We start from the raw sequence: 20,660 nt of genomic DNA, 5'->3' as shown, positions 1-20,660 counted from the left end.
CATCAGGCAGTCGTCACAGATCGACGTCCACGTCGGGATCGTCGTCCGCGATTCCGGACATGCCGCTGTCCCAGATGACGTTCGCGTCGACGTCCCAGTCGTTCGTCGACGTGGTCGTGAACTCGTCGTTGAACGAGTTCTCGACGTCCAGCGTGGCGGAGTAGGTGTTGTCCACGTTGTCGAGGTCCCAGTCCTGCGAGTTGTCGGTCACCGTGGTGTTCACCGTGGTGGTGTTGCCCGAGTTGTAGGCGAAGTTCACGTCCTTCGAGCTGCCGTCCATCAGGATGTCGCCTCCGGCATCGATAGTCGTGGCGTCGTTGACGTTGTAGGTGACGTTCACGTCGTCACCCGCCACGTAGGCGCCGTCACCGCTGTTGACCACCGCATCCGGAGCGACCCACTGGTCGAGCCCCCCGCCGGCGGCGACGTTGGCGTTGATCGACTGGTCGACGATCGTCGACCGGTTGTCGATCATCATGTCGCCACCGCCGCCGGCGGCCCCCAGCACGTTGCCGAAGCCCGTGTCGTACGAGCGCAGGCCGGCATTGACCGAGTTGTCGTTCGTGGAGTTGTCGGAGTTGTCCGTGTCCGAGTCGTCGGTCACCGTCACGGTGTCGTTGTAGGACCCCTCGTTACCGGAGTGGTCGGTGTCGGTCTCGGTGTTGTGCGAGTTCGCGTGGAACGAGTCGGTCGCCGTCGCGTCGGTGTTGCCCGAGCCGTTCGTCGAGGCGTCGACATTGCCGACGTTGCTCACATCGGCGGCGAGGTTCGCGGTGTTGGTGGTCGTCGTGTTGAACGACCCGCGTGTTTCCGCGGTGACGTCGATGTCGGCGGTGTAGTCGTCGAATGCCATGTCCTTGCTCTCTTTCTCGAAAGGCGCGAGCGCCCGGATGCTGGTATGCCGGCCGCCGTTGGCGGCGGCCGGCAGCGGGTCTCACATGCCGAGGTCGGTGCCGTCCGCGATACCGGAGCCGACGCTGTCGACGATCGCGTTGACGTCCACGTCGACGTTCGTGGTGGAGTCGAAGACCCCCGAGTCGTTGTACGAGCCGCTGACGGTGCTCGACCAGTCGTAGGCGTTGTTCGAGTCGTCGATGTCCCAGTCCTGCGAGGTGTCGGTCCAGTTCGAGGTGAACGAGTAGTCGTTTCCCGAATTGATCGAGGTGTTGACCGTCTTCGTGCTGTCCATCAGGATGTCGCCGTCGGCACTGATGGAGGTGGACTCGTCGATGTTGTAGGTGACGCTCACGTCGTCGCCAGCCACGAACGCCCCGTCGCCGGAGTTGACGACCGCGTCACTGGATACCGAGGAGAAGACCGGGCCGTCCGCGGCGACGTTGCCGTTGACCGACTGGTCGACGATGGTCGAGCGGCTGTCGATCATCATGTCGCCGCCGCCTCCCGCGGCCGCCGCCGCTCCGCCGACGTCGCCGAAGCCCGTGTTGTAGCTGCGGAGACCGGCGTTGATCGAGTTGTCGTTCGTGGAGTTGTCGGAGTTGTCGGTGGTCGAGCTGTCGGTGAAGCTCCACGAGTCGTTGTACGAGTCGGTGTTGCCCGAGTTGTCGGTGTCGGTGTCGGTGTTGTGCGACCCCCAGTGGAACGAGTCCGTCGCCGTGGCGGTGGTGTTGTTGCTGTCGTTCACCGACTCGTCGGTGTTGCCCGCGTCTGTGACGGCAACGTCGACATCCAGCGTGTTCGTCTCGTCGTCGTTGAACGAGTCCGCAACCGTCGTGCTGAGCGCGGCGTTGAGGGTGTAGTCGTCGAAGGCCATGATCCCTGTCCATTCCCGGGGCTCTGCACCCCGCGTGAGTTCGTGGCCTCACAGTACGAACGCACGGCACTCGGCCACATCGGGGATGCCTCCGGGGATTCGGGGTCGTTGGGAGGGGGTCCCCTCCCCCCAACCCCCTATCGGCAGGGGGTACCGACTCGGACGCGTACGGGGCCGCGCCTAGGGTGGAGGGGTGGATATGGCGGAGTTGACGGCACTGCTCACGCCCGAAGGGCTCCGACTCCTGGATGAGGCGGGCGAGATCTCGTCGACAACCGACGTCACGCGCGCGGTCTCGCAATTGCGCTCCGCCGGGCACTCCCCCGACCTGGTCTCAGCCGTCGTCGGCCAGGCGCGCCTTCGTGCGCGTGCCCGGACGAAGTTCGGACCGTTCGCCGAACGCATGCTGTTCACCCGTGCCGGACTCGAACAGGCCACCCGCCTCTCGGTCGCCGCGCGCCACGCCGGGCGGTTCCGGGCGGCCGGGATCTCCCGCGTCGCGGACCTCGGCTGCGGCATCGGGGGCGACGCCCTGGGCTTCGCCGCGCTCGGCCTGGGGGTGCTCGCCGTCGACGCCGACGAGGTCACCGCAGCAGTCGCCGCCTACAACCTGGCCCCGTTCGGGGACGCCGTCGAGGTCCGCCACGGTACGGCCGAAGCATCCGACCTGTCCGACGTCGACGGCGTGTGGCTCGACCCGGCGCGCCGGACGGCCGGGCACACCGAGACCGTGCGCGTTCGCGCCGCGGACTACTCGCCGCCTGTGGAGTGGGCCTTCGACCTGCTGGACCGGAGGCCCGGCGGGATGAAGCTCGGCCCGGCGTTCGATCGCGACGCGATCCCCGCCGACGCGGAGGCGCAGTGGGTCAGCGCCGACGGCTCGACCGTCGAACTCGTCGTATGGACGCGTGCGCTCGCCCGCGACGGCGTACGTCGGGCGGCCCTCGTCACGCGCGGCGACGACGCGTGGGAACTCACCGCGGGCGGGGATGCCGAGGACGAACCGGTGCGGGAGCTCGGGGCGTTCGTGCACGAACCCGACGGTGCGGTCATCCGGGCGCGGCTGATCGGCGAGGTCGCTCGCGCGCTCCAGGCGGGGATGCTCGCCCCCGGCATGGCGTACCTCACGTCGGACGCGGCGCTCACGAGCCCCTTCGTCTCCTCGTTCCGCGTGCGCGAAGAGGTGCCGTTCGAGACCCGCGCGCTGGGCCGTGCCCTCCGCGAGCGCGGAATCGGCACTCTGGAGATCAAGAAGCGCGGCGTCGATGTCGACCCTGCGGTCCTGCGCACCAAGCTCGGCCTCCGCGGTGACGACTCGGCGACCCTGATCCTCACGCGCGTCGGCAAGCGCCGCCTCGCGGTGCTGGCCGACCGCATCCCCTGACCCGCCGGCTCGACCTTCTGCGGGCGGGGCGTCGCTGGGGCGCGGGGCCCCTCAGCGGCGAGCCCCTATGGTTTCGCCGAAACCACACGCTCTGGGTGACCACAACGTGCGGTCTCGCCCAGGACATATGGAGACGGCGGATGCGGTTCAGCCCAGCGGAAGCCGCGGGATGGCCCACAGCAGCCATCCCGTGCTGTAAGCGATGGCGAGGAGGCTCAGCATGAGCGCCCACACCGCGACCGCGCGCGACTCGCCGGCGCGACGGAGGGCCACGATCGCCGTGATGGCGCCCGCCAGCCCGATGGGCAGCATCCAGCCCACGAAGATCGACGCCGCCAACGCGACGATCGCGAGTGCGAGCGCCCAGGGAGCGACGGCGGCGCGCTTGGCGGGTGGCGGCGGAGCCCACTCGAAGTGCTGACCTTCGACAGGGCCCTCCGCCGAGACGATCACGGGCGCGGTCGGGAGCTGGGTGTACCCGGTGCGCGCGGAACCCGGGATGCGGGAGGTCGCGGCGACGACGACGTCGGGTGAGGGCGGCTCCACGAGCGGTGGGCGGGACATGGCCGGGGCAGTGCGCGCGGGGGCGGTGGAGGCCGCGCGCGGGGCGTCCGGGGCGTCCGGCGCAGGGCGGGTCCTCGCCGGGTCGGTGGGCCGGGCGTCCGACGCGGCCTCCTGCGCAGGCCCCGCCGACGCGGCCGCAAGCGCGACATCCACCCCACGGAGATCGGGGGGAGCGGCCGCCTGCCGCACCGCGGTCTCCGCCGTCGTGGGCGCAGGTCGCGGTTCCGCGGGGTCGTCCAGACGGCGAGGGCGGCGCGGCGAGCCGTCGCTCATGCTGCATCCTCTTCGCGGTTTTCCGCGACCTGGATCTGCGTCACCGGCAGCGTCGAGTCGGCACCGAACGCCAGCGTGGAGGGCCGGCTCCCCGAGCGAATGAGCTCGGAGGCGAGCGCGGCGATCATCGCGCCGTTGTCGGTGCAGAGGCGGAGCGGCGGAATCCGCACGCTCACCCCGGCGGCGCCCGCGCGCTCCAGCGCGACATCGCGCAGCCGACGGTTCGCGACGACGCCGCCGCCCAGGAGGAGGCGCGGCACATCGAACTGCTCACACGCATCGAGGGCCTTGGTGACCAGCACGTCGACAACGGCCTCGCGGAAGGATGCCGCGACATCCGCCACCGGCACCGGCTCGCCCGCCGCCTCGCGCTGTTCGATCCAGCGCGCGACGGACGTCTTCAGTCCGGAGAAGGAGAAGTCGTAGCGGTGCCGCTCCCGGTCGGAGGCGCGGGAGAGCCCGCGCGGGAAGGCGATCGCCCGGGGATCGCCGGATGCGGCGGCGCGGTCGATCTCCGGGCCCCCGGGGTAGGGCAGCCCGAGAAGGCGGGCGACCTTGTCGAACGCCTCGCCGGCGGCATCATCGACCGTCTCGCCGAGGAGTTCCACGTCGCTCGTGAGGTCGCGAACGAGGAGGAGCGAGGTGTGGCCGCCGCTCACCAGGAGCGCGACCGTGGGGTACTCCAGCGGTCCTGCCTCGGTGTCGAGGATGTCGGCGGCGATGTGTCCGACGAGGTGGTTCACCGCGTACAGCGGCTTGTTCAGCGAAACGGCGAGGGCTTTGGCGGCGCCGATTCCGACCATGAGTGCGCCGGCGAGCCCCGGGCCGCTGGTGACGGCCACCGCATCCAGGTCATGTATGCGCACGGATGCCTCGGCAAGCGCCGCCTCGATCGAGGGCTGCAGCGCCTCGAGGTGTGCGCGCGCGGCGACCTCGGGGACGACGCCGCCGTATCGCGCGTGCTCTTCCATGCTCGAGGCGATGGTGTTGCTCAGCAGCGTGCGGCCGCGGACGACGCCGATGCCGGTCTCGTCGCAGCTGGTCTCGATGCCGAGCACCAGGGGCTCGCGGTTCATGTGCACCACCCGGTCTCGAGGTCGCAGGTCGCCCCCGCGGCACCGAGCGGCTGCAGCCCCTGCCCCGCGGCGCCGAGGGGCTGCAGTCCCTGGCCCGCCGCACCGAGGTCGGAGGATGTGCTCGATGTCGGAGCATTCCTCGCGGATCCTCCGACCTCCGTGCGATCCTCCGACGGTGCGGCTGCGCGCGCGTGCCCCCATCCGGCCAGGTCGAGAGCCATCACAATCGCATCCACGTCGTCCGGCTGGTAATACCGGGGCCGACGGCCGACCTCGGCGAACCCCTCCGACGCGTACAGGGCCTGCGCGACGGGGTTGTCGGCCCGCACTTCGAGGAAAACCTCCCGCACGTCGCGCCGCAAGGCCTCGTCAAGCAGCGCGGTCAGCAGCATCCGTCCCCGGCCCCCTCCGCGAAAGCCTTCGGCGATCGCGATCGTCTGGATGTCGGCATCCTTCGCCCCGCGGGGCGCGCGGAGCCCCGCGTAGCCGGCGAGACGGCCCGCCTCCTCCGCGACGACGTACCAGCCGTGGCGGGAGGAGAGCTCCTCGCGCATCATCGCCTCGCTCCACGCATCCGTGGGGAACGAGGCCCGCTCGAGCGTCATGATGGCGTCGAGATCGGACGGGTCGGCGGCCCGGAGATTCACGTGCGGACCTTCTTCGGCGTGTGCCCGAGCGTCACATCGGGCGAGCGGAGGTAGAGCGGCTCGGACGGACCGATGGTGCGACCGGCCGCCGTCGCGCGGGCAGCGGCGAGCGCGACCATCGCGGCGGGCACGGATGCGGCGTCCCGGCGATCCGCGCCGAGTTCGGCCAGACGCGCGTCGATCTCGGTGCGCGGGATCAGCGCCGGCTCGGTGACCCGCACAGGCAGTCCGTCATCGTCGAGTCCGGCGTACACGGTGAAGGCGAATTCCCGGCGACGCGCATCGGTCACGACGGCGAAGCGGCCTGGCTCGGGAGCGCCGGCGAGGGCGGCATCCATGAGGATGCCGAGCGCGACAGCGTCGTGGCTGACGACGGGCACCACGGGCAAGGCACGGCCGAGCGCGAAGGCCCGAGCGGCGGCGATCCCCACCCGGAGGCCGGTGAAGGGCCCTGGACCCATCCCGGCCGCGACATGGGTGACGCCCGCCGCATCCACGCGCGCGAGCAGCTCCCCGATCACTTCGGCGTGGCCGAGCGGGTTGTCGCTGGATGCTTCGTCCTGGACGTACCCGTCGACCTCGACGACGGCGACAGCCGTGCCGAGGGAGGTGTCGATGCCGAGGAACACCCTTCCAGCGTAATCCGCCCCGGTCCCACGGTCCCCGCGCGCGGGAACCTCACGGGTTTGGGGCGCATTTCGTGTCTTGGGGCGCATCCAGTCGCGCCCCAAGGCACTTTTCGCGCCCCAAACCTCGGAGAGTGGCGAGGGCCGGCGCGGGGCGGCGGGCGGCGGCACCGCGCCGGAGAGCGGCCAGCGGCGGCACAGGGCCGGAGTGCGACGAGGAGCGGCCTAGGGGCGGCGCGTGATGGTGACCGTGCGGGGTGCGTCGTCGTCGAGTTCCGCGGTGTGGCGGGCGATGGTGCCGCATGCGGAGTCGAGGCCGCGGCCGCCGGTCTGCGGGGTGATCTCGATCTCCCACCACGTGTCGGCGAGGTGCTCGGCCATCCCCCGCCCCCACTCGACGATCACCACCGAATGCGCCACGTCGATGTCGAGGTCGTCCAGTTCGACCGCCGAGCCGAGGCGGTACGCATCCACGTGCACGAGCGGGGCGCCCCCCACCAGCGACGGATGCGTGCGCGCGAGCACGAAGGTGGGGCTCTGCACCGGTCCTCGGATGCCGAGTCCCTCGCCGATGCCGCGGGTGAGCGTCGTCTTGCCTGCGCCGAGGCCGCCGGTGAGCACGACCACATCGCCCGGCTGCAGCGCCCGGCCGAGCGTCACGCCGAGGTCGCGCATCGCCTCGGGTGTGTCGATCTCACGTGTTCCGAGCAGGCCGTCGGGAACGCTCATCCGGCCACCTGCCGTCGGGGAACCCGCGGGCCGATGCGCGTGACGATGTCGTAGTTGTTGGTGCCCGCCGCATCCGCCCAGTCGTTCGCCGATGGCGCTCCGAGCGTCGGATCTCCGAAGAGCACCACCTCGTCGCCCACCGCCACGGGGGTGTCGCCGACGTCCACGACGAACTGGTCCATGGCGATACGGCCGGCCACGGCGAAGCTCCGTCCGGCGATCGAGACCTGGCCGGCTCCCGAGGCTTGTCTCGGAACACCGTCGGCGTACCCGAGCGGTACGAGCGCGAGGGTCGTCTCCCGTCCGGCACGGAAGTCGTATCCGTACGACACGCCCTGCCCTGCCGGAACCCGCCGCACCGCGGCGACGGCGGCCCGCAGCGTCATCGCGGGCCGGAGCCCGAGTTCGGCCGACGTGCGGTCGGCGAAGGGCGACAGGCCATACAGCCCGATGCCGATGCGGACGCATCCCAGACGCGCCTCGGGCAGCGCGATCGCCGCGTGCGTGGCGGCGATGTGGCGAAGCGGCGGGTTCAGTCCGAGGGATGCGGCGACGACCACGGCCTCTTCGAACACGCGCAGCGCGGCCCGGTCGTCCTCCGGCGATGCGTTGGACAGGTGCGAGAAAAGTCCCGTGACGCGGAGTTTCCCGATCCGCTCGAGCCGGGCGGCTTCGGCGAACACGACGCGGCTTTCCGCCGGCGGGATACCGTTGCGCGACAACCCCGTGTCGATCTTGAGGTGCACCGTCGCGGGATGGTCTCCGGATGCTGCGGCCGCGGCCGCGAGGAGCTGATCCATGCCGGAGATCCCCAGCTCGATGTCGGAGGCGACGGCTTCGACGAACGATGTCCCCGGCGCCTGCAGCCACGCCAGGATCGGTGCGGTGATGCCGGCGCGGCGCAGCTGCAAGGCCTCGGCGACGTCGGCGACGCCGAGGCGGGATGCTCCGCCCTGCAGTGCTGCGACCGCGGAGCGGAACGCGCCGTGCCCGTACCCGTCGGCCTTGACCACGGCGATGACTTCCGCGCCGGTCAGCCGGCGCAGGTGCCGCACGTTGTCGGCGATCGCCTCGACGTCGACCTGCGCCTCCCGCATGACTCCGTCCGGAAGCCGATTCATTCCGCCCCCACCCCCGTCGACTCGCCATCTTCCGTGGGCTTCTCGGCCCGGAACCCGACGTTTTGCGGCGACTCGACGGACTCGACGATGACGTAGGCGGTGGCCAGGCCGGCATCGTGGCTGAGGGAGAGGTGCACGCGGGTGATGCCGCGTGCGGCAACCGCGGCGGCGGTCGACCCCGACAGCGCGAACCGCGGACGCCCCGACGACTCCGACACGACCTCGATCTCGGTCCAGTGCACGCCGTCCGACCCGCCGAGCGCCTTGATGAGGGCTTCCTTCGCGGCGTACCGGGCGGCGAGCGACCGGGGTTTCAGCATCCGCTCGCTCGGCGAGAAGAGGCGTGCAAGCAGGCGCGGGGTGCGTGCGATTGATCGCTCGAACCTCGGGACGTCGACGAGGTCGATCCCGATTCCCTCGATCATCCGCTCTCCTCCCGCCCCGAATGGGCCGGATTCAGCCTAGTCCGGGTGCACCGTCCGGGCCCCGGCGCGAACCGTACTCAGGCTGGGCCCGGCGGGGACGGCGAATCACCGCGGAAATCCCCGGTGCGCCCCGAGCGCGCGCGACTCCAGCCTGAGTACGGCCCCGGACGGAGTCCCGCACGCCGGGGTGATCCGCCGCGTGCGGGACGCTCCCTGCGCCAGGATCGCCTGGGGCGAGTAGCCCCGTGCCCGCCGCGGCTACTCGACCGTGACGGACTTGGCGAGGTTGCGCGGCTGATCGACGTCGAGGCCCTTGGCCGTGGCAAGCCCCATCGCGAAGATGTGGAGCGGCACGACGGCGAGGAGCGGCTCGAACATCGGAGCAGCCAGCGGGATGCGGAGCACCTCATCCGCCTTGGGGAGCACGGCGACGTCACCCTCTTCGGCGATCGCGATCACCCGAGCGCCGCGGGCGCGGATCTCCTCGATGCTCGAGACCACCTTGCGGTGCATGTCACCGCTGCCCCGCGGCGAGGGGACGATGACGAACACCGGCTGCCCCGGCTCGATGAGCGCGATCGGTCCGTGCTTGAGCTCGCCGGCGGCGAATCCTTCGGCGTGGATGTAGGCGAGCTCCTTGAGCTTGAGCGCCCCCTCGAGCGCGATGGGGTACCCGACGTGACGGCCGAGAAACAGCACCGACCGGGTGTCGCCCATCCAGTGGGCGAGCTGCTCGATGCGCTCCTGCTCGGTCTCGAGAACCCGCGCGATCTTGCCCGGGATGGCTTCCAGCTCGGCGGCGTTCTCGGCGATCTGCTCGGATGACAGTGAGCCGCGCAGGCGCGCGACGTGCAGGGCGAGGAGGTACAGCGCGGTGATCTGCGCAACGAAGGCCTTCGTCGAGGCGACCGCGACCTCGGGGCCGGCGTGCGTGTAGACGATCGCGTCGGACTCGCGCGGGATGGTGGCGCCCTGCGTGTTGCAGATCGACAGCGTCTTCGCACCCTGCTCACGGGCGTACTTCACCGCCATCAGCGTGTCCATGGTCTCGCCGGACTGGCTGATGGACACCACCAGCGTCGAGGGCGACAACACCGGGTCGCGATAGCGGAACTCATGAGCGAGTTCGACGTCGACCGGCACGCGGGTCCAGTTCTCCATCGCGTACTTGCCGACCATGCCGGCGTACGCGGCGGTGCCGCAGGCGATGACGAGGATGCGGTCGATGCCGCGGAGCAGGTCATCCAGGCCGTCCAGCTCGGGGATCTCGACCAGGCCGTCGTGGATACGCCCGCGGATCGTGTTCGCCACGGCCTCGGGCTCTTCGGAGACCTCTTTGGCCATGAACGAGGACCATCCGCCCTTCTCGGCGGCGGCGGCATCCCACGTCACTTCGAACGGCTCGACCTCCACCGGCGTTCCGTGGAAGTCCGTCACCTCCACGCCCGAGGGCGTGATGACGACGATCTGGTCCTGGCCGATGGCCAGGGCGTTGCGGGTGTGCTCGACGAACGCGGCGACGTCGGAGCCGAGGAAGTTCTCACCCTCCCCGAGGCCGATGACCAGGGGCGAGTTGCGGCGGGCGCCCACGACGACCCCCGGCTGATCCTGGTGCATGGCGAGCAGCGTGAAGGCCCCTTCCAGCCGAGCGACGACCGCGCGGAAAGCCTGTGCGAGGTCGCCGGAGGCGGCATATTCCCGTCCGAGCATCACCGCCGCGACCTCGGTGTCGGTGTCGCTGCGGAACGTGAAGCCTTCGCCGAGGAGTTCCGCCTTCAGCTCGCCGAAGTTCTCGATGATGCCGTTGTGGATGACCGCGAGCTTGTCGTCGTCGGCGAGGTGCGGGTGCGCATTGCCGTCGGTGGGTCCGCCGTGCGTGGCCCAGCGAGTGTGGCCGATGCCTGTCGTGCCGTCCGCGAGCGGTGACTCGACGAGGTCATCCCGCAGCACGGCGAGCTTGCCCGCGCGCTTGCGCATACCCAGGTGGCCGTCGCTGTCGAGAACCGCGATTCCTGCCGAGTCGTAGCCGCGATATTCGAGCCGCGCGAGGCCCGCCAGCAGGATGTCCTGGCTCTGCCTCGGACCGACGTAACCGATGATTCCGCACATAGTTCCTCATCCTAAACGGGGGATGCTGAGGGCCTGCCGCGTGGCGCGGGGCCGGTGCGAGCCCCGCGTCACGCCGCCGGAAGCGCGATCGTGTGCGCCGTGTGGTCGCGCTTGGCGGCGAGGTAGCGTGCGTTCGCGGCCGACATGTGGACGGCAGTGGGCACCTTCTCCGCCACGCGGATCCCGAGGCTCTCGAGCTGCGCGGCCTTGTCGGGATTGTTGCTCAGCAGTCGGACGCGGTCGACCCCGACCGCCCGCAACATCTGAGCGGCCACGGTGTAATCGCGCTCGTCTTCGCCATGCCCGAGCGCGACGTTCGCCTCGTACGTGTCGAGGCCGGCATCCTGCAGCGCATAGGCGTCGAGCTTGGCGTACAGTCCGATGCCGCGCCCTTCCTGACGGAGGTAGAGGAGGAAGCCGCCCTCGTCGGCGATGCGCTCCAGCGCCTCGTGCAGCTGAGGGCCGCAATCGCAACGCTCCGAGCCGAAGACGTCGCCGGTGAGGCACTCGCTGTGCAGCCGAGCCAGGGGCGCTTCGCCGCCGGCGCGCATGCGTTCGAGGGCGCCTCGCCAGTCGCCGAGCCCCAGAAGGAGGTGCTCCTTGCCGTCGACCAGCCCGTCGAACGTGGAGACGTCGGCGACGGCGGCGAATCCCTCGGGGAACCGCAGCGGCACCCGGACGGCGGTGCGAACCGTCGCGAGGTTCGCCGGTGCGGCGCCCGGCACCGGAACGAGGAGATCGGTCATTTCCATCCCAAGCATGAGTTTCACGTACTTGGACGGCCAACCGGCGCCCCTGCCGACGTATTCCACGTCGGCGTCGGCACCCCGGACAGGGCGCGGGCCCTCTCGAGTTTCCCATTAGGGACTGGATGACACGAGAGGGCCCACTACTCCGGCACGGACCCGCGGAATCGCTTGGGGAAACGACCCGGAAAAGACTGCTGGGGACAGCCCGGATGCCGCGCCGGAGGCAAGGCCAGTGTACTGCACTGGCCTTGCGCGAGATCGGCGCTATTCCTGCGGCGTGTCCGAAAATTCGCGGATGATTTTCAGGGACTAAAGGCCCAAACGTGTCCCCTATATGGCGGACACAGTGGCCCGGCGGTATCGTGGACACCGGCCAAGGGTGGCCACGAGGGGGACCTCGAGGGGACGAGGATCGTGCCACCTCTAGCCCGCGCAGGAGTGACTGGGGAGTTCGCTCCGCGATATTGAACCCTGTGTGTGGCGCGCGACTCACACGCTGCGCACAGGGTTCGATATGACTCGCGGCGTGGCGCCGTCGGGCCGGCCTCGCGGAACCAGACCCTAGGCTCATCGCATGTCTGCGGATGACTCGGACCGCCCGGAGGCGGCGATCGTGGCCGCCGTCGCCACCCTCCACGCGCGCGGCTTCGAGGGCATCCGCATCACCGCGAACTTCTACGCGACCGGGCACTGGCGGTGCCGCGTGCTCGTCCCCGACCCCGGTGACGCCAGCGGGCCGGCGGCCGAGCGCAACGTGCTGCTCGCGTACTCGAATTCCCTCGGTTGGGACCTGTTCCGCGACGGCAGAACGGAGTGGGATGTGGACGCCATCGCCGGCCGACTCGCCGCGGCGGCCCAGGCCTATCCGAACGCGCTCCGAGCCGACCGGGAGTACGTGGCGTGGCTCGCCGAGCTCCGGCGCCGCACTAACGGCGGATGGTTCGCCATGTATGAAGACGCCTACGTCCCGCAGCAGATGTGGGATCGCCGCGGCCTGGTGCGGCTGGTGCATCCCGACCGCCGATCAGCCGACGCGGATGCGGCGGCCTACGGCGGCGTGGATGAGAACGGCTGGTCGCTTGTCGGAACGGCGCCGGCGCCGCCCGCTCCCTGACGAAGGAAGGGGCGACGCCGGACGCTCGAGAACGCGGTTCAGCGATCGGTGCACGCCGCCACGGCTGACGACACCGGGACCTCGCGGAGGAGGGGCGTGTGCAGGACGACCGGCGGGTCTTCGGCACCCGCCGCCAGGACGAATCGGAACTCGACCGTCTCGGTCTCGCCCGGCGAGACGTTGACCCGCACCGCCGTGAAGGGGCGGCCACCGTCGACCTCGTTCGCCGACGCCACCGCACCCTCGGCGTCGGTCACTCCCCCGAATCCGGCATTCGCCGGCGCGGCTACGGTGACGCTCGTGCCGATATCGCCGATCGCGGTGCCGAACAGGCCGCCGCCGGTCATACTCATCGGCAGTTCCGCGATGCCTTCGGGGCGTGCCGTGTTGGAGAGCGTAACGCGGACGACGCTCTCCGCCGCACCGTCCTCGCTGCACCGTTCCACGCCCGATTCGATGGCGACGTCGAGATAGCTGTCCATCTTCCCGCCCGTTGCGTCGTTGAGATAGACCGCATGCGCGGCCTCGCCGGCTGCGTCCAGCCGAGCCCGCGGGCCACCCACGGCGGAATCCGCCAGCACGGCCTGCTCCTCCGGTACGGCGCTCCACACCGAGACTCTGCCTTCCGCGACGACGGGCACGAGTGCTTCGGCCCAGGCGACCAGATCCATGTCGGTCATCAGTGTGGTCAGCACCGATGACGTCACCTGCTGCAGGTACGCGGTCTGGGCGTCCGGATCGAGGTGGAGGTACGGGTCTATGAGCAGGCGCTGGACGAGATCGGCGTCGCTCACCTGCGTCCCGTCCGCCAGCGGAATCGGTCCGTGTGCGGTGAGCAGAGCGCGCAGCACGAGCGGGTCGATCGCGACCACCGCGTCCGGCACGACGCCGTATTGCGACTGCCACCACGCCGACGCGAGGGCGGCGGAGGTCGTGAAATCGGGCGTCATCGTGGCGTTCTGCACGAAACGCCCGACGACATCGCCATACAGCGCCGTCGCGGCCGCAGGCACCGGCGCGATCGAGGTGTCACGCATCGGGAATCGGGCGGAGTCGGACTGCTGCACCAGCGACAGCGTCCCCGCCTCGGCGTGCAGGTGCACGAAGCTGCCCGTGATGCCCCCGCCGGTGCGTACCTCGGCGCTGTTCTGGAGCATGACCAGGATTTCGCGGGGCCCATCCGCGCCCATGAGACCCGGCAGCACGGCGCCCGCGCGTGCCAGTCCGTCGAGCACGGGCGCGGCGGAGTCCAGAGCACCCTGCAGTTGGGAGACACCGGCGGCCACGGGCGGCAGCACGGCGTCGCCGTCGATCGCGTGCATGGCGTCGCGTGCAGAGGTGAGCGCGGCCGAGGCCCGCGCGAGCGGTTCGCTCGCGCCGGACACGGCGCTCGGGTCTGCCGAACCGCCGAGCGACCCGGCCACATCCAGGACGGGCTCGAGCACCGACTCCCCCACCACCGACAGCTGCACCGAGACGGTGCGGACGGCGGCGAGGTTCGCTCCGACACCCGGAGTGAGACCCGCGACCGACCACAGTGGACCGGCAGTGAGTTCCTCGGCACGGTCGGCGTGCTCACGGAAGCGGACGGCGACCTCACGGGCGGTGTCGAAGTCGCGGAGGGAGACGGCGGTGACGAGCTCGTCAGCCAGCGGAACGACGGCCGAAAGCTCGTCCTTCGCCTGCCAGGCCTGCGCGCCGACCCATGCGACGGCGCCGGTGGCCAGGGCCACCGCGCCGCCGCATGCGAGCATCACCGTCCGTCGCCTCCGCCGCGATGCGACGGATGCCACGACCGTCAGCCTGCGCGTCGCCGGCGAACAACGCCCAGCGTGACGCCGGCTGCCACCAGGGCAGCGCCGACCACGCCGAGCATCGGCACCCAAGCCGCGAGGCCTGTGAGCGGCAGTGTCGCCGACGATGCGACCGAGTCGCATTCGCTGAGCGTCAGCGGCACGCGGAGGTCCGGTGCCACGGACGGCTCCACACGGAGCACAGCGGTGATCGACGAATCGGACGCGGCATCGGCGACCGCATCCGCGGGCCAGCGAACCTGCCCGGCGACGGTGCCGTCCGACAGCGCGCCCAGCGCCACGGTGGTCGACCGGCTGCCCCGTTCGAGGACCAGCTCGGCGTTGCCGCCGACGATGGCCCCATCCGGATCGGTGACCTGAACCCGATAGTCGATCCATGGATCGCCTGACCGGCATTCCATGACGACTGCCGAGCCGGCCAATGTGGCGGCCGACGGATCGGTCGGTGTGTATCTGGAATCTGATGCGACGCCAGCCGCCAGCGGTGCTCCCATAAGCACGCCGACGAGCATGGCCGCTGCGATTGTTCGCATGCGGATTGCCCCTCCCCAATAGGCTGCGCAGGCGCTCAACTCCCCAGCGGAGTGCCTGCAGAATCGAGACTGTACCGTGAAACTCGTCGCGAGAGCAATCTCGCCGCGACACGCCGGTGGCGCGACATGGACTTTCGCCGCGACCAAACCTGTGGTTGTATTCATCCCGCACCAGGTATCGCAAGATGTCGAGGTCGTATCTCCGAGGGGTCGGGGGTGCGAGACCTCCCGATCTGGGGTCGGGAACATGGTCACCTCAGGTGCACAAGCGGGATTGGGCCCGCTCACTGGGGAAAATTGGGGACAACGTCCATGGGGAGACGTTATTTGGCGTACCCGCGCACCGTCGGAGGTGCGCGACCGTGCGCCGTCGACGGTGCGCGGGAACGCGTAGAGGGACCGCCGCGCTGTTCTGAGGCGCGATCGTGACCGCCATCGAGATCGGGGCGCGCGGCAGCGCGCTGCCCGCATCCGTTCCGGCTATCGCCGACCTCACAGTCCGCCGCCCGCCGACGTGGGGTCTCGCCGTCGGACCGCGGGCGACGCCTGCGCTCGAGCGTCGGCTGACGTGGGAGCGGGCTTACCGCCTGCGCCTGCGGGTGACGGACACCGTCGTGGTGGCGGCCGTCGCGTGCATCGCCTCGGTCGTGCAGCTGATGGCCTCCGCACCGGGGGTGCTCGTCGAAGATCCGTGGGTCCTCGCCCGCATCCCGCTGGCCAGCGCCGCTGTCTGGCTGCTGATGCTCTCCGCCTTTCAGACTCGCGAACCCCGCATCACCGGTGCAGGCAGCACCGAGTACAAGCGGGTCGCCCACGCCACAGGCCTCGCCTTCGGCATCATGGCGATCGCCTTCATCGTGTTCCAGTGGCAGGGGCTGCGCAGCCAGCTCGTCATCGCACTGCCGCTCGGCCTGCTCGCGCTGCTCGCGGCTCGGTGGCGCTGGCGCCGCTGGCTCGTCGCGCAACGGCGCACGGGTCGGTACGTGTCGCGCGCCATCGTCGTGGGACGTCGCGCCGACGTCGCGCACGTCATCGGAACTCTCGAACGCGACGGCCAGCTCGGCTTCCACGTCGTAGGGACGGCGTTGGATGGGGATTCCGCCGCCGAGCTGGTCGTCAGCGCACGGACCTACCGCACCTACGGCACGCCGGAGACGGCTGCCCAGGTGGCACGGGACCTCGGCGCCGACACCATCATCGTCGCCAGCCACCTGGAGAACCCGGACTTCGTCCGCCGTCTCGGGTGGCAGCTGGAGGGAACCGCCGCCGATCTGGTTCTCTCGAGCCAGCTCACGGACGTGGCGGGCCCCCGGATCTCACTCCGCCAGGTCGTCGGCCTACCGCTGATCTCCGTGCGCATCCCGACCTTCGAGGGTGCACGTCACGCATACAAGCGGGCACTCGACCTCGCTATCGCCGTAATGGCGCTGATTCCGATCGCGGTCCTGACGCCTTTCGTGGCGCTGCTCATCAAGCTCGACTCGCCCGGAGGCGTGTTCTTCCGCCAGCGCCGCGTCGGCCAGGACGGACGCGAGTTCGACATCGTCAAGTTCCGCACGATGCGGACGACGGCGGAACAGGAACTCAAGGCGCTCATCGAGAGCAGCGAGGGTGCCGGGCCGCTCTTCAAGATCCGCAAAGACCCGCGCGTGACACGCGTCGGAGCAATCCTGCGCAAGTACTCGCTGGACGAGCTGCCGCAGTTCTGGAACGTCCTGCGGGGCGAGATGAGCGTCGTCGGGCCTCGGCCGCCGCTGCCGAGCGAAGTCGGCGACTACGACGGGCCGGTGTTCCGCCGGCTCTACATCAAGCCCGGCATCACAGGGCTCTGGCAGGTCAGCGGACGCAGCGACCTGTCCTGGGAGGAGAGCGTCCGGCTCGACCTCCACTACGTCGAGAACTGGTCGGTCATGACCGACCTCATGATCATCGCCCGTACGGCGAAGGTCATGTTCCGCGGAACGGGAGCGTACTAGGAATGACTCTGCACAAGCCCACACCGGTCGCGACGAGGCGATCACTGGCGACAGAACGTACCCGGGTGATCGTCGGCGGGATGCACACAGCACCGCCCGAGCGCTCGCATCGGCTGGACGGACTGCCGCGCATCGACATCGCCACCTGCCCCGTGCACGTCACGAATGAGGTCGGCGCACTGAAGATCATCACGCAGTCGGCCGTGCCGCCGCATCCCGCGCCCCTGGCGGTCTCGTCGATCAACCTCGACCACGTGCACCACTTCGGTCACGGCCGGCGGAAGCTCGGCGACTCAGGGGTGGAGTGGCTGCACCTCGTCGATGGCGCACCGATCGCCTCCCAGGCCGAGCGCCTGGTGCACGAGGACGTCCCGCGCCTCGCCGGCAGCGATCTCATCTCCGGCATCCTCGACAACGCCGACCGTCGCGGCCTCTCGGTCGCCGTGCTCGGCGGATCGGAAGACGTCACGACGCCGCTGCGGGAACGCATGTCGCGGGATTGGCCGAACGCGCGCTTCGCGGGCCACTGGACCCCGCCGCGCGAAGTGCTGGCCGACCCGGAGGCCTCGCGGGCGATCGCCACGGAGATCCGTGCCGCGGGCACCGACATCCTGATCGTCTGCCTCGGTAAGCCGAGGCAGGAGGAGTGGATCGACAGGTATGGCTCGGCCACCGGCGCAGGGACGCTGCTGGCCTTCGGAGCAGTCGTCGACTTCCTGGCCGGGCGCGTCTCACGCGCACCGCGCTGGGTGGCGAAGGCCGGTTTCGAATGGATGTGGCGGCTCATGCTCGAGCCACGGCGACTTGCCCGCCGGTATCTCATCGAAGGACCGCCGGCTTATCTGGCCGTGCGGCGGTCGCGTTTCCCCAAGAGGGCATGAGTCGCCACTTGACATGGCCGTGCGGGCCGATCCCGCACGGCCTCCTCAGCTGCCTCGGGTGGGTGCGCCCCTCACCCACCCGAGTGCACTAAAGGTCCGGGCGGGTGTGCCCCTCACCCGCCCGGACTCACCACAGGGGCATGTGAAGAAGAGAACGGGGATGACCCATGGGGAGCGCATGCAGCGACGTCTGCGCGGGCTCGTTGCGTTATGCAACGGCAGGGTCATCGAAAAAAGGACAGCGATCGTGAACGAGGAACAATTGAGCAACAACACCCACATCGCTGCTGACGACTCCTTCTATAGGGATGAACGGGTCGACGTGGCCGTCGTCGTCGTGTCGTACAACAGCGCGGATGACATCCGCCAGCTGCTTCCCGACCTGAGGCGCGAGACACGGTCCACGCGTCTACGCGTGATCGTGGCCGACAATTCGTCGGAGGACGGCACCCTTGCGATGCTGTCCGAGCACACGGATGTCGTCGCGGTTCGCACCGGCGGCAATATCGGGTACTCGGGCGCGATCAACGTGGCGATGGAGCACGTGGGCGAGGCCGATTCCATCCTGATCCTCAACCCCGACCTGCGCCTGGACGCCGGCGCCATCCCGCGCATGCTGCGGCGGCTGCGCAGCGACCCGCGGATCGGCGCCGTCGTTCCCTTGCTGCGCGACGAGGACGGGTCGGTGTACTTCTCGCTGCGCCGCGAACCCACTGTGCTGCGCGCCGCCGCCGACGCGGTGATCGGCCGCTATTGGCAGGCTCGGCCGGCTCCGCTGTCGGAATACGTTCGTGACCCCGCCGAGTACGGCTGGGCGCACCCGGTCGACTGGGCCACGGGCGCCGCACTGCTGATCTCCGCCCCGGCCGCCGCGGTCATCGGCGACTGGGATGAGCGCTTCTTCCTCTACTCGGAGGAGACCGACTTCCAGCGCCGCCTCCGCGACGCGGGATGGCTCGTTCTGTTCGAGCCCGCCGCCGCGGCGACGCATCGTCGAGGCGGCTCGGGGGCCTCGCCCGACCTCAACGCGCTTCTGACCGTCAATCGCGTCCGGTATATGGAGAAGCATCGCCCGCTGTCCGCCGCGGCGTTCCGCGCGGCCGTCATCGTCGGCGAGCAGCTCCGCCGTAGCCCCGCGAATGCACGCTCACGCTGGGCGCTGTGGACGAGGACGCGGTGGCACGCGCTGCCGCACGGCCGCAAGGATCCCCTGCCGCCGGATGCCTTTCCCCCGGCGTCGATCGTCATCCCCGCCCATAACGAGGCGGGGATCATCGAGCGCACGCTCACGCCGCTCGCCCCACTGGCTGCTGCCGGCCGGGTCGAGGTGATCGTCGTCTGCAACGGCTGCACCGACGACACTGCGCAGCGCGCCCGCGCCTTCGCCGGTGTGCGCGTGGTGGAGACGGACGAGGCTTCCAAGGCATCCGCTCTGAACCTGGGCGATGCACACGCGACGTTATGGCCGAGGTTCTACCTCGACGCCGACATCGTCGTGACAGCGGACGCCCTCGCCGTCGTGGCCACCGCGCTGAATGAGGGCACCGCCCTCGCCGGTCGCCCGTCGTTCCGTCTGGATCTGGATGGTGCCTCGCCGCTCGTGCGGGCGTACTACCGGGCACGCGAACGGATGTCGTCGACCTCGTCGGCCCTGTGGGGCGCGGGGGTGTACGCGGTCAGCCGCGCCGGACACGAGCGGCTCGGCCGCTTCCCCGCGCTCACCGCCGATGACCTCTACGTCGACCTTCTTTTCACGCCGGCGGAGAAGGTCTTCCCCGCGACCGAACCGGTGATCGTGTCCGTTCCCCGTCACGCGGGGGCGCTGCGTCGCGTCCTGAGGCGCATGCGGCGCGGGCCGGCGGAGCAGGGCGTGGATACGGGGTCGTCCAGCGCACGGGAATTGGCCCGAAGCGTTCGCGGGCCGCTCTCGGCGACCGACGCTGCGATCTACGCCGCGTTCGCCGTGGATGCGCGACGCAGCGCGCGGGAAGCCGCGCGCCGGGGCTCCCTCGGATGGGAGCGCGACGACACATCCCGCAGGTCATCGACCCCTGGCTCTCTGGTGGACGCCGGCTGAGCTCGCTCGGCTCACGGCCGTCGAACAGCGAGCGAGGAATCCGGTCGACGGCTTCCGCTGGCCCACACGAGACGGTACACTTCCCCTAAGTGGTGATCAGGTTCCGGGGGGAATCGATCACTTTGGGGCAAATCACGACGGCGCTCGAGCTGCGTTTTCGTGTGGGGACTGGGGACTGCTCGATGGGGATATCTGCGCGTTCGCGCATCTTGACGCCGCGTATGCGCGGCACACTGGTCGTCACGGCAGTCGTCGTGGTCCTCGGCCTCGGTGTCGGCGCCTGGCTCCTCGTGGCGCCCGTTGCGCCGGGAGAAAAGCCCGTGGCAGCACAGACCAGCGGGCCTGTCCCTGGGGCGACGCCGACGACGGGCAGCGAAGTTCAGACGCCGACGGAGTCGACGGCGCCGAACGATCGCCTCCCGCCACGCGAGGGCGCCGCTCCACGCGTCTCTCTCCCGCTTCCCACCCCCGCGTCTGCGCAGGGCGCAGTCGTGGATGGGTATCCCGCTGACCTGGCGCCCCCGGTGGACGGATCGGACGTGCTCGATACGTCTCTGGCGACGGAGAACGAGGTTCTGCAGTTCACCCTGGTCGCCAGGTCCGACGCCTCGGGTGAGGACATCCTGGCCCACTATGGCGCGCTGTGGGCCGGGCTCGGACTCACACCCACGTCGGTCGCGGAGGCCGGAGCTGCGTCCTACACCGACGCATTCTCCTCGGTGACGGTGTCTGCGGACGCCTCCGGCACCGGCACCGTGTACACGATCTTCGGCGTGCTGAGAGCGGGCTGA

General features: G+C 70.2%; 19 protein-coding genes. 6 read left to right on the top strand and 13 right to left on the bottom strand.

The genetic code is table 11. The features are described from left to right. Nucleotides 1-13 precede the first annotated feature (13 nt). Complete coding sequence (locus tag AC4FS2_RS01365) at nt 14-853, bottom strand: hypothetical protein (protein WP_491176268.1); 840 nt, start codon at nt 851-853, stop codon at nt 14-16. A gap of 81 nt (nt 854-934) precedes the next feature. Continuing rightward, on the bottom strand, nt 935-1,771 hold the full coding sequence (locus tag AC4FS2_RS01360; protein WP_491176266.1) for a hypothetical protein: 837 nt from the start codon (nt 1,769-1,771) through the stop codon (nt 935-937). Between the two features lie 193 nt (nt 1,772-1,964). Here AC4FS2_RS01360 and AC4FS2_RS01355 point away from each other — a divergent pair, with 193 nt between their 5' ends. Continuing rightward, nucleotides 1,965-3,155: a class I SAM-dependent methyltransferase gene (locus AC4FS2_RS01355; protein ID WP_491176264.1), complete on the top strand. Its 1,191-nt coding sequence runs from the start codon at nt 1,965-1,967 to the stop codon at nt 3,153-3,155. A gap of 147 nt (nt 3,156-3,302) precedes the next feature. Here the strand turns inward: AC4FS2_RS01355 and AC4FS2_RS01350 are convergent, their stop codons facing one another. From AC4FS2_RS01350 to AC4FS2_RS01310, 9 genes are all read right to left on the bottom strand, one after another. Then, the gene (locus AC4FS2_RS01350) at nt 3,303-3,992 is read right to left on the bottom strand and encodes a hypothetical protein (RefSeq protein WP_491176262.1); all 690 of its coding nucleotides are present in this window, start codon (nt 3,990-3,992) and stop codon (nt 3,303-3,305) included. Beyond that, the gene (tsaD, locus tag AC4FS2_RS01345) at nt 3,989-5,068 is read right to left on the bottom strand and encodes a tRNA (adenosine(37)-N6)-threonylcarbamoyltransferase complex transferase subunit TsaD (protein ID WP_491176260.1); all 1,080 of its coding nucleotides are present in this window, start codon (nt 5,066-5,068) and stop codon (nt 3,989-3,991) included. The genes AC4FS2_RS01350 and tsaD overlap by 4 nt, the downstream gene beginning before the upstream one ends. Continuing rightward, complete coding sequence (gene rimI / locus AC4FS2_RS01340; protein WP_491176258.1) at nt 5,065-5,715, bottom strand: ribosomal protein S18-alanine N-acetyltransferase; 651 nt, start codon at nt 5,713-5,715, stop codon at nt 5,065-5,067. Before rimI ends, tsaD begins: the two co-directional genes overlap by 4 nt. Continuing rightward, nucleotides 5,712-6,344, bottom strand: coding sequence for a tRNA (adenosine(37)-N6)-threonylcarbamoyltransferase complex dimerization subunit type 1 TsaB (tsaB, locus tag AC4FS2_RS01335; RefSeq protein ID WP_491176256.1), 633 nt, complete (start codon nt 6,342-6,344; stop codon nt 5,712-5,714). Before tsaB ends, rimI begins: the two co-directional genes overlap by 4 nt. Before the next feature lie 222 nt (nt 6,345-6,566). Then, the gene (gene tsaE / locus AC4FS2_RS01330; protein WP_491154188.1) at nt 6,567-7,070 is read right to left on the bottom strand and encodes a tRNA (adenosine(37)-N6)-threonylcarbamoyltransferase complex ATPase subunit type 1 TsaE; all 504 of its coding nucleotides are present in this window, start codon (nt 7,068-7,070) and stop codon (nt 6,567-6,569) included. Continuing rightward, nucleotides 7,067-8,191: an alanine racemase gene (alr, locus tag AC4FS2_RS01325; protein WP_491176252.1), complete on the bottom strand. Its 1,125-nt coding sequence runs from the start codon at nt 8,189-8,191 to the stop codon at nt 7,067-7,069. Before alr ends, tsaE begins: the two co-directional genes overlap by 4 nt. Next, nucleotides 8,188-8,616 (bottom strand): holo-ACP synthase, encoded by a 429-nt coding sequence (locus AC4FS2_RS01320; RefSeq protein ID WP_491176250.1) that lies wholly within the window; start codon nt 8,614-8,616, stop codon nt 8,188-8,190. Before AC4FS2_RS01320 ends, alr begins: the two co-directional genes overlap by 4 nt. 258 nt (nt 8,617-8,874) lie before the next feature. Next, nucleotides 8,875-10,725, bottom strand: a complete 1,851-nt coding sequence (gene glmS / locus AC4FS2_RS01315; RefSeq protein ID WP_491176248.1) for a glutamine--fructose-6-phosphate transaminase (isomerizing) — start codon at nt 10,723-10,725, stop codon at nt 8,875-8,877. Nucleotides 10,726-10,793: 68 nt separating this feature from the next. Continuing rightward, nucleotides 10,794-11,471 (bottom strand): GTP cyclohydrolase II, encoded by a 678-nt coding sequence (locus AC4FS2_RS01310; RefSeq protein WP_491176247.1) that lies wholly within the window; start codon nt 11,469-11,471, stop codon nt 10,794-10,796. A 577-nt stretch (nt 11,472-12,048) separates the two neighbouring features. Here AC4FS2_RS01310 and AC4FS2_RS01305 point away from each other — a divergent pair. Next, nucleotides 12,049-12,588: a hypothetical protein gene (locus AC4FS2_RS01305; protein ID WP_491176245.1), complete on the top strand. Its 540-nt coding sequence runs from the start codon at nt 12,049-12,051 to the stop codon at nt 12,586-12,588. A gap of 38 nt (nt 12,589-12,626) precedes the next feature. Here AC4FS2_RS01305 and AC4FS2_RS01300 read toward each other — a convergent pair whose 3' ends face one another. Together AC4FS2_RS01300 and AC4FS2_RS01295 are read right to left on the bottom strand one after the other, a co-directional pair. Further along, entirely contained in the window at nt 12,627-14,381 is a 1,755-nt protein-coding gene (locus AC4FS2_RS01300; protein ID WP_491176243.1) for a DUF4012 domain-containing protein, read from the bottom strand. Nucleotides 14,382-14,386: 5 nt separating this feature from the next. After that, on the bottom strand, nt 14,387-14,935 hold the full coding sequence (locus tag AC4FS2_RS01295; protein ID WP_491154201.1) for an LPXTG cell wall anchor domain-containing protein: 549 nt from the start codon (nt 14,933-14,935) through the stop codon (nt 14,387-14,389). Nucleotides 14,936-15,360: 425 nt separating this feature from the next. On the opposite strand from AC4FS2_RS01295, the gene AC4FS2_RS01290 reads away from it, so the two are divergent. The 4 genes from AC4FS2_RS01290 (at nt 15,361) to AC4FS2_RS01275 (ending at nt 20,660) form a co-directional block, all read left to right on the top strand. After that, nucleotides 15,361-16,911 (top strand): sugar transferase, encoded by a 1,551-nt coding sequence (locus tag AC4FS2_RS01290; RefSeq protein WP_491176241.1) that lies wholly within the window; start codon nt 15,361-15,363, stop codon nt 16,909-16,911. Nucleotides 16,912-16,913: 2 nt separating this feature from the next. Continuing rightward, nucleotides 16,914-17,792 (top strand): WecB/TagA/CpsF family glycosyltransferase, encoded by an 879-nt coding sequence (locus AC4FS2_RS01285; RefSeq protein WP_491176239.1) that lies wholly within the window; start codon nt 16,914-16,916, stop codon nt 17,790-17,792. A gap of 247 nt (nt 17,793-18,039) precedes the next feature. Further along, the gene (locus AC4FS2_RS01280; protein ID WP_491176237.1) at nt 18,040-19,869 is read left to right on the top strand and encodes a glycosyltransferase family 2 protein; all 1,830 of its coding nucleotides are present in this window, start codon (nt 18,040-18,042) and stop codon (nt 19,867-19,869) included. A 221-nt stretch (nt 19,870-20,090) separates the two neighbouring features. Then, on the top strand, nt 20,091-20,660 hold the full coding sequence (locus AC4FS2_RS01275) for a hypothetical protein (RefSeq protein WP_491176236.1): 570 nt from the start codon (nt 20,091-20,093) through the stop codon (nt 20,658-20,660).

Source organism: Microbacterium sp. Z10_103 (genome assembly GCF_058310455.1).
The sequence above is the reverse complement of the archived record's forward strand: the minus strand, read 5'-3'. Positions and strand labels throughout refer to the sequence as shown.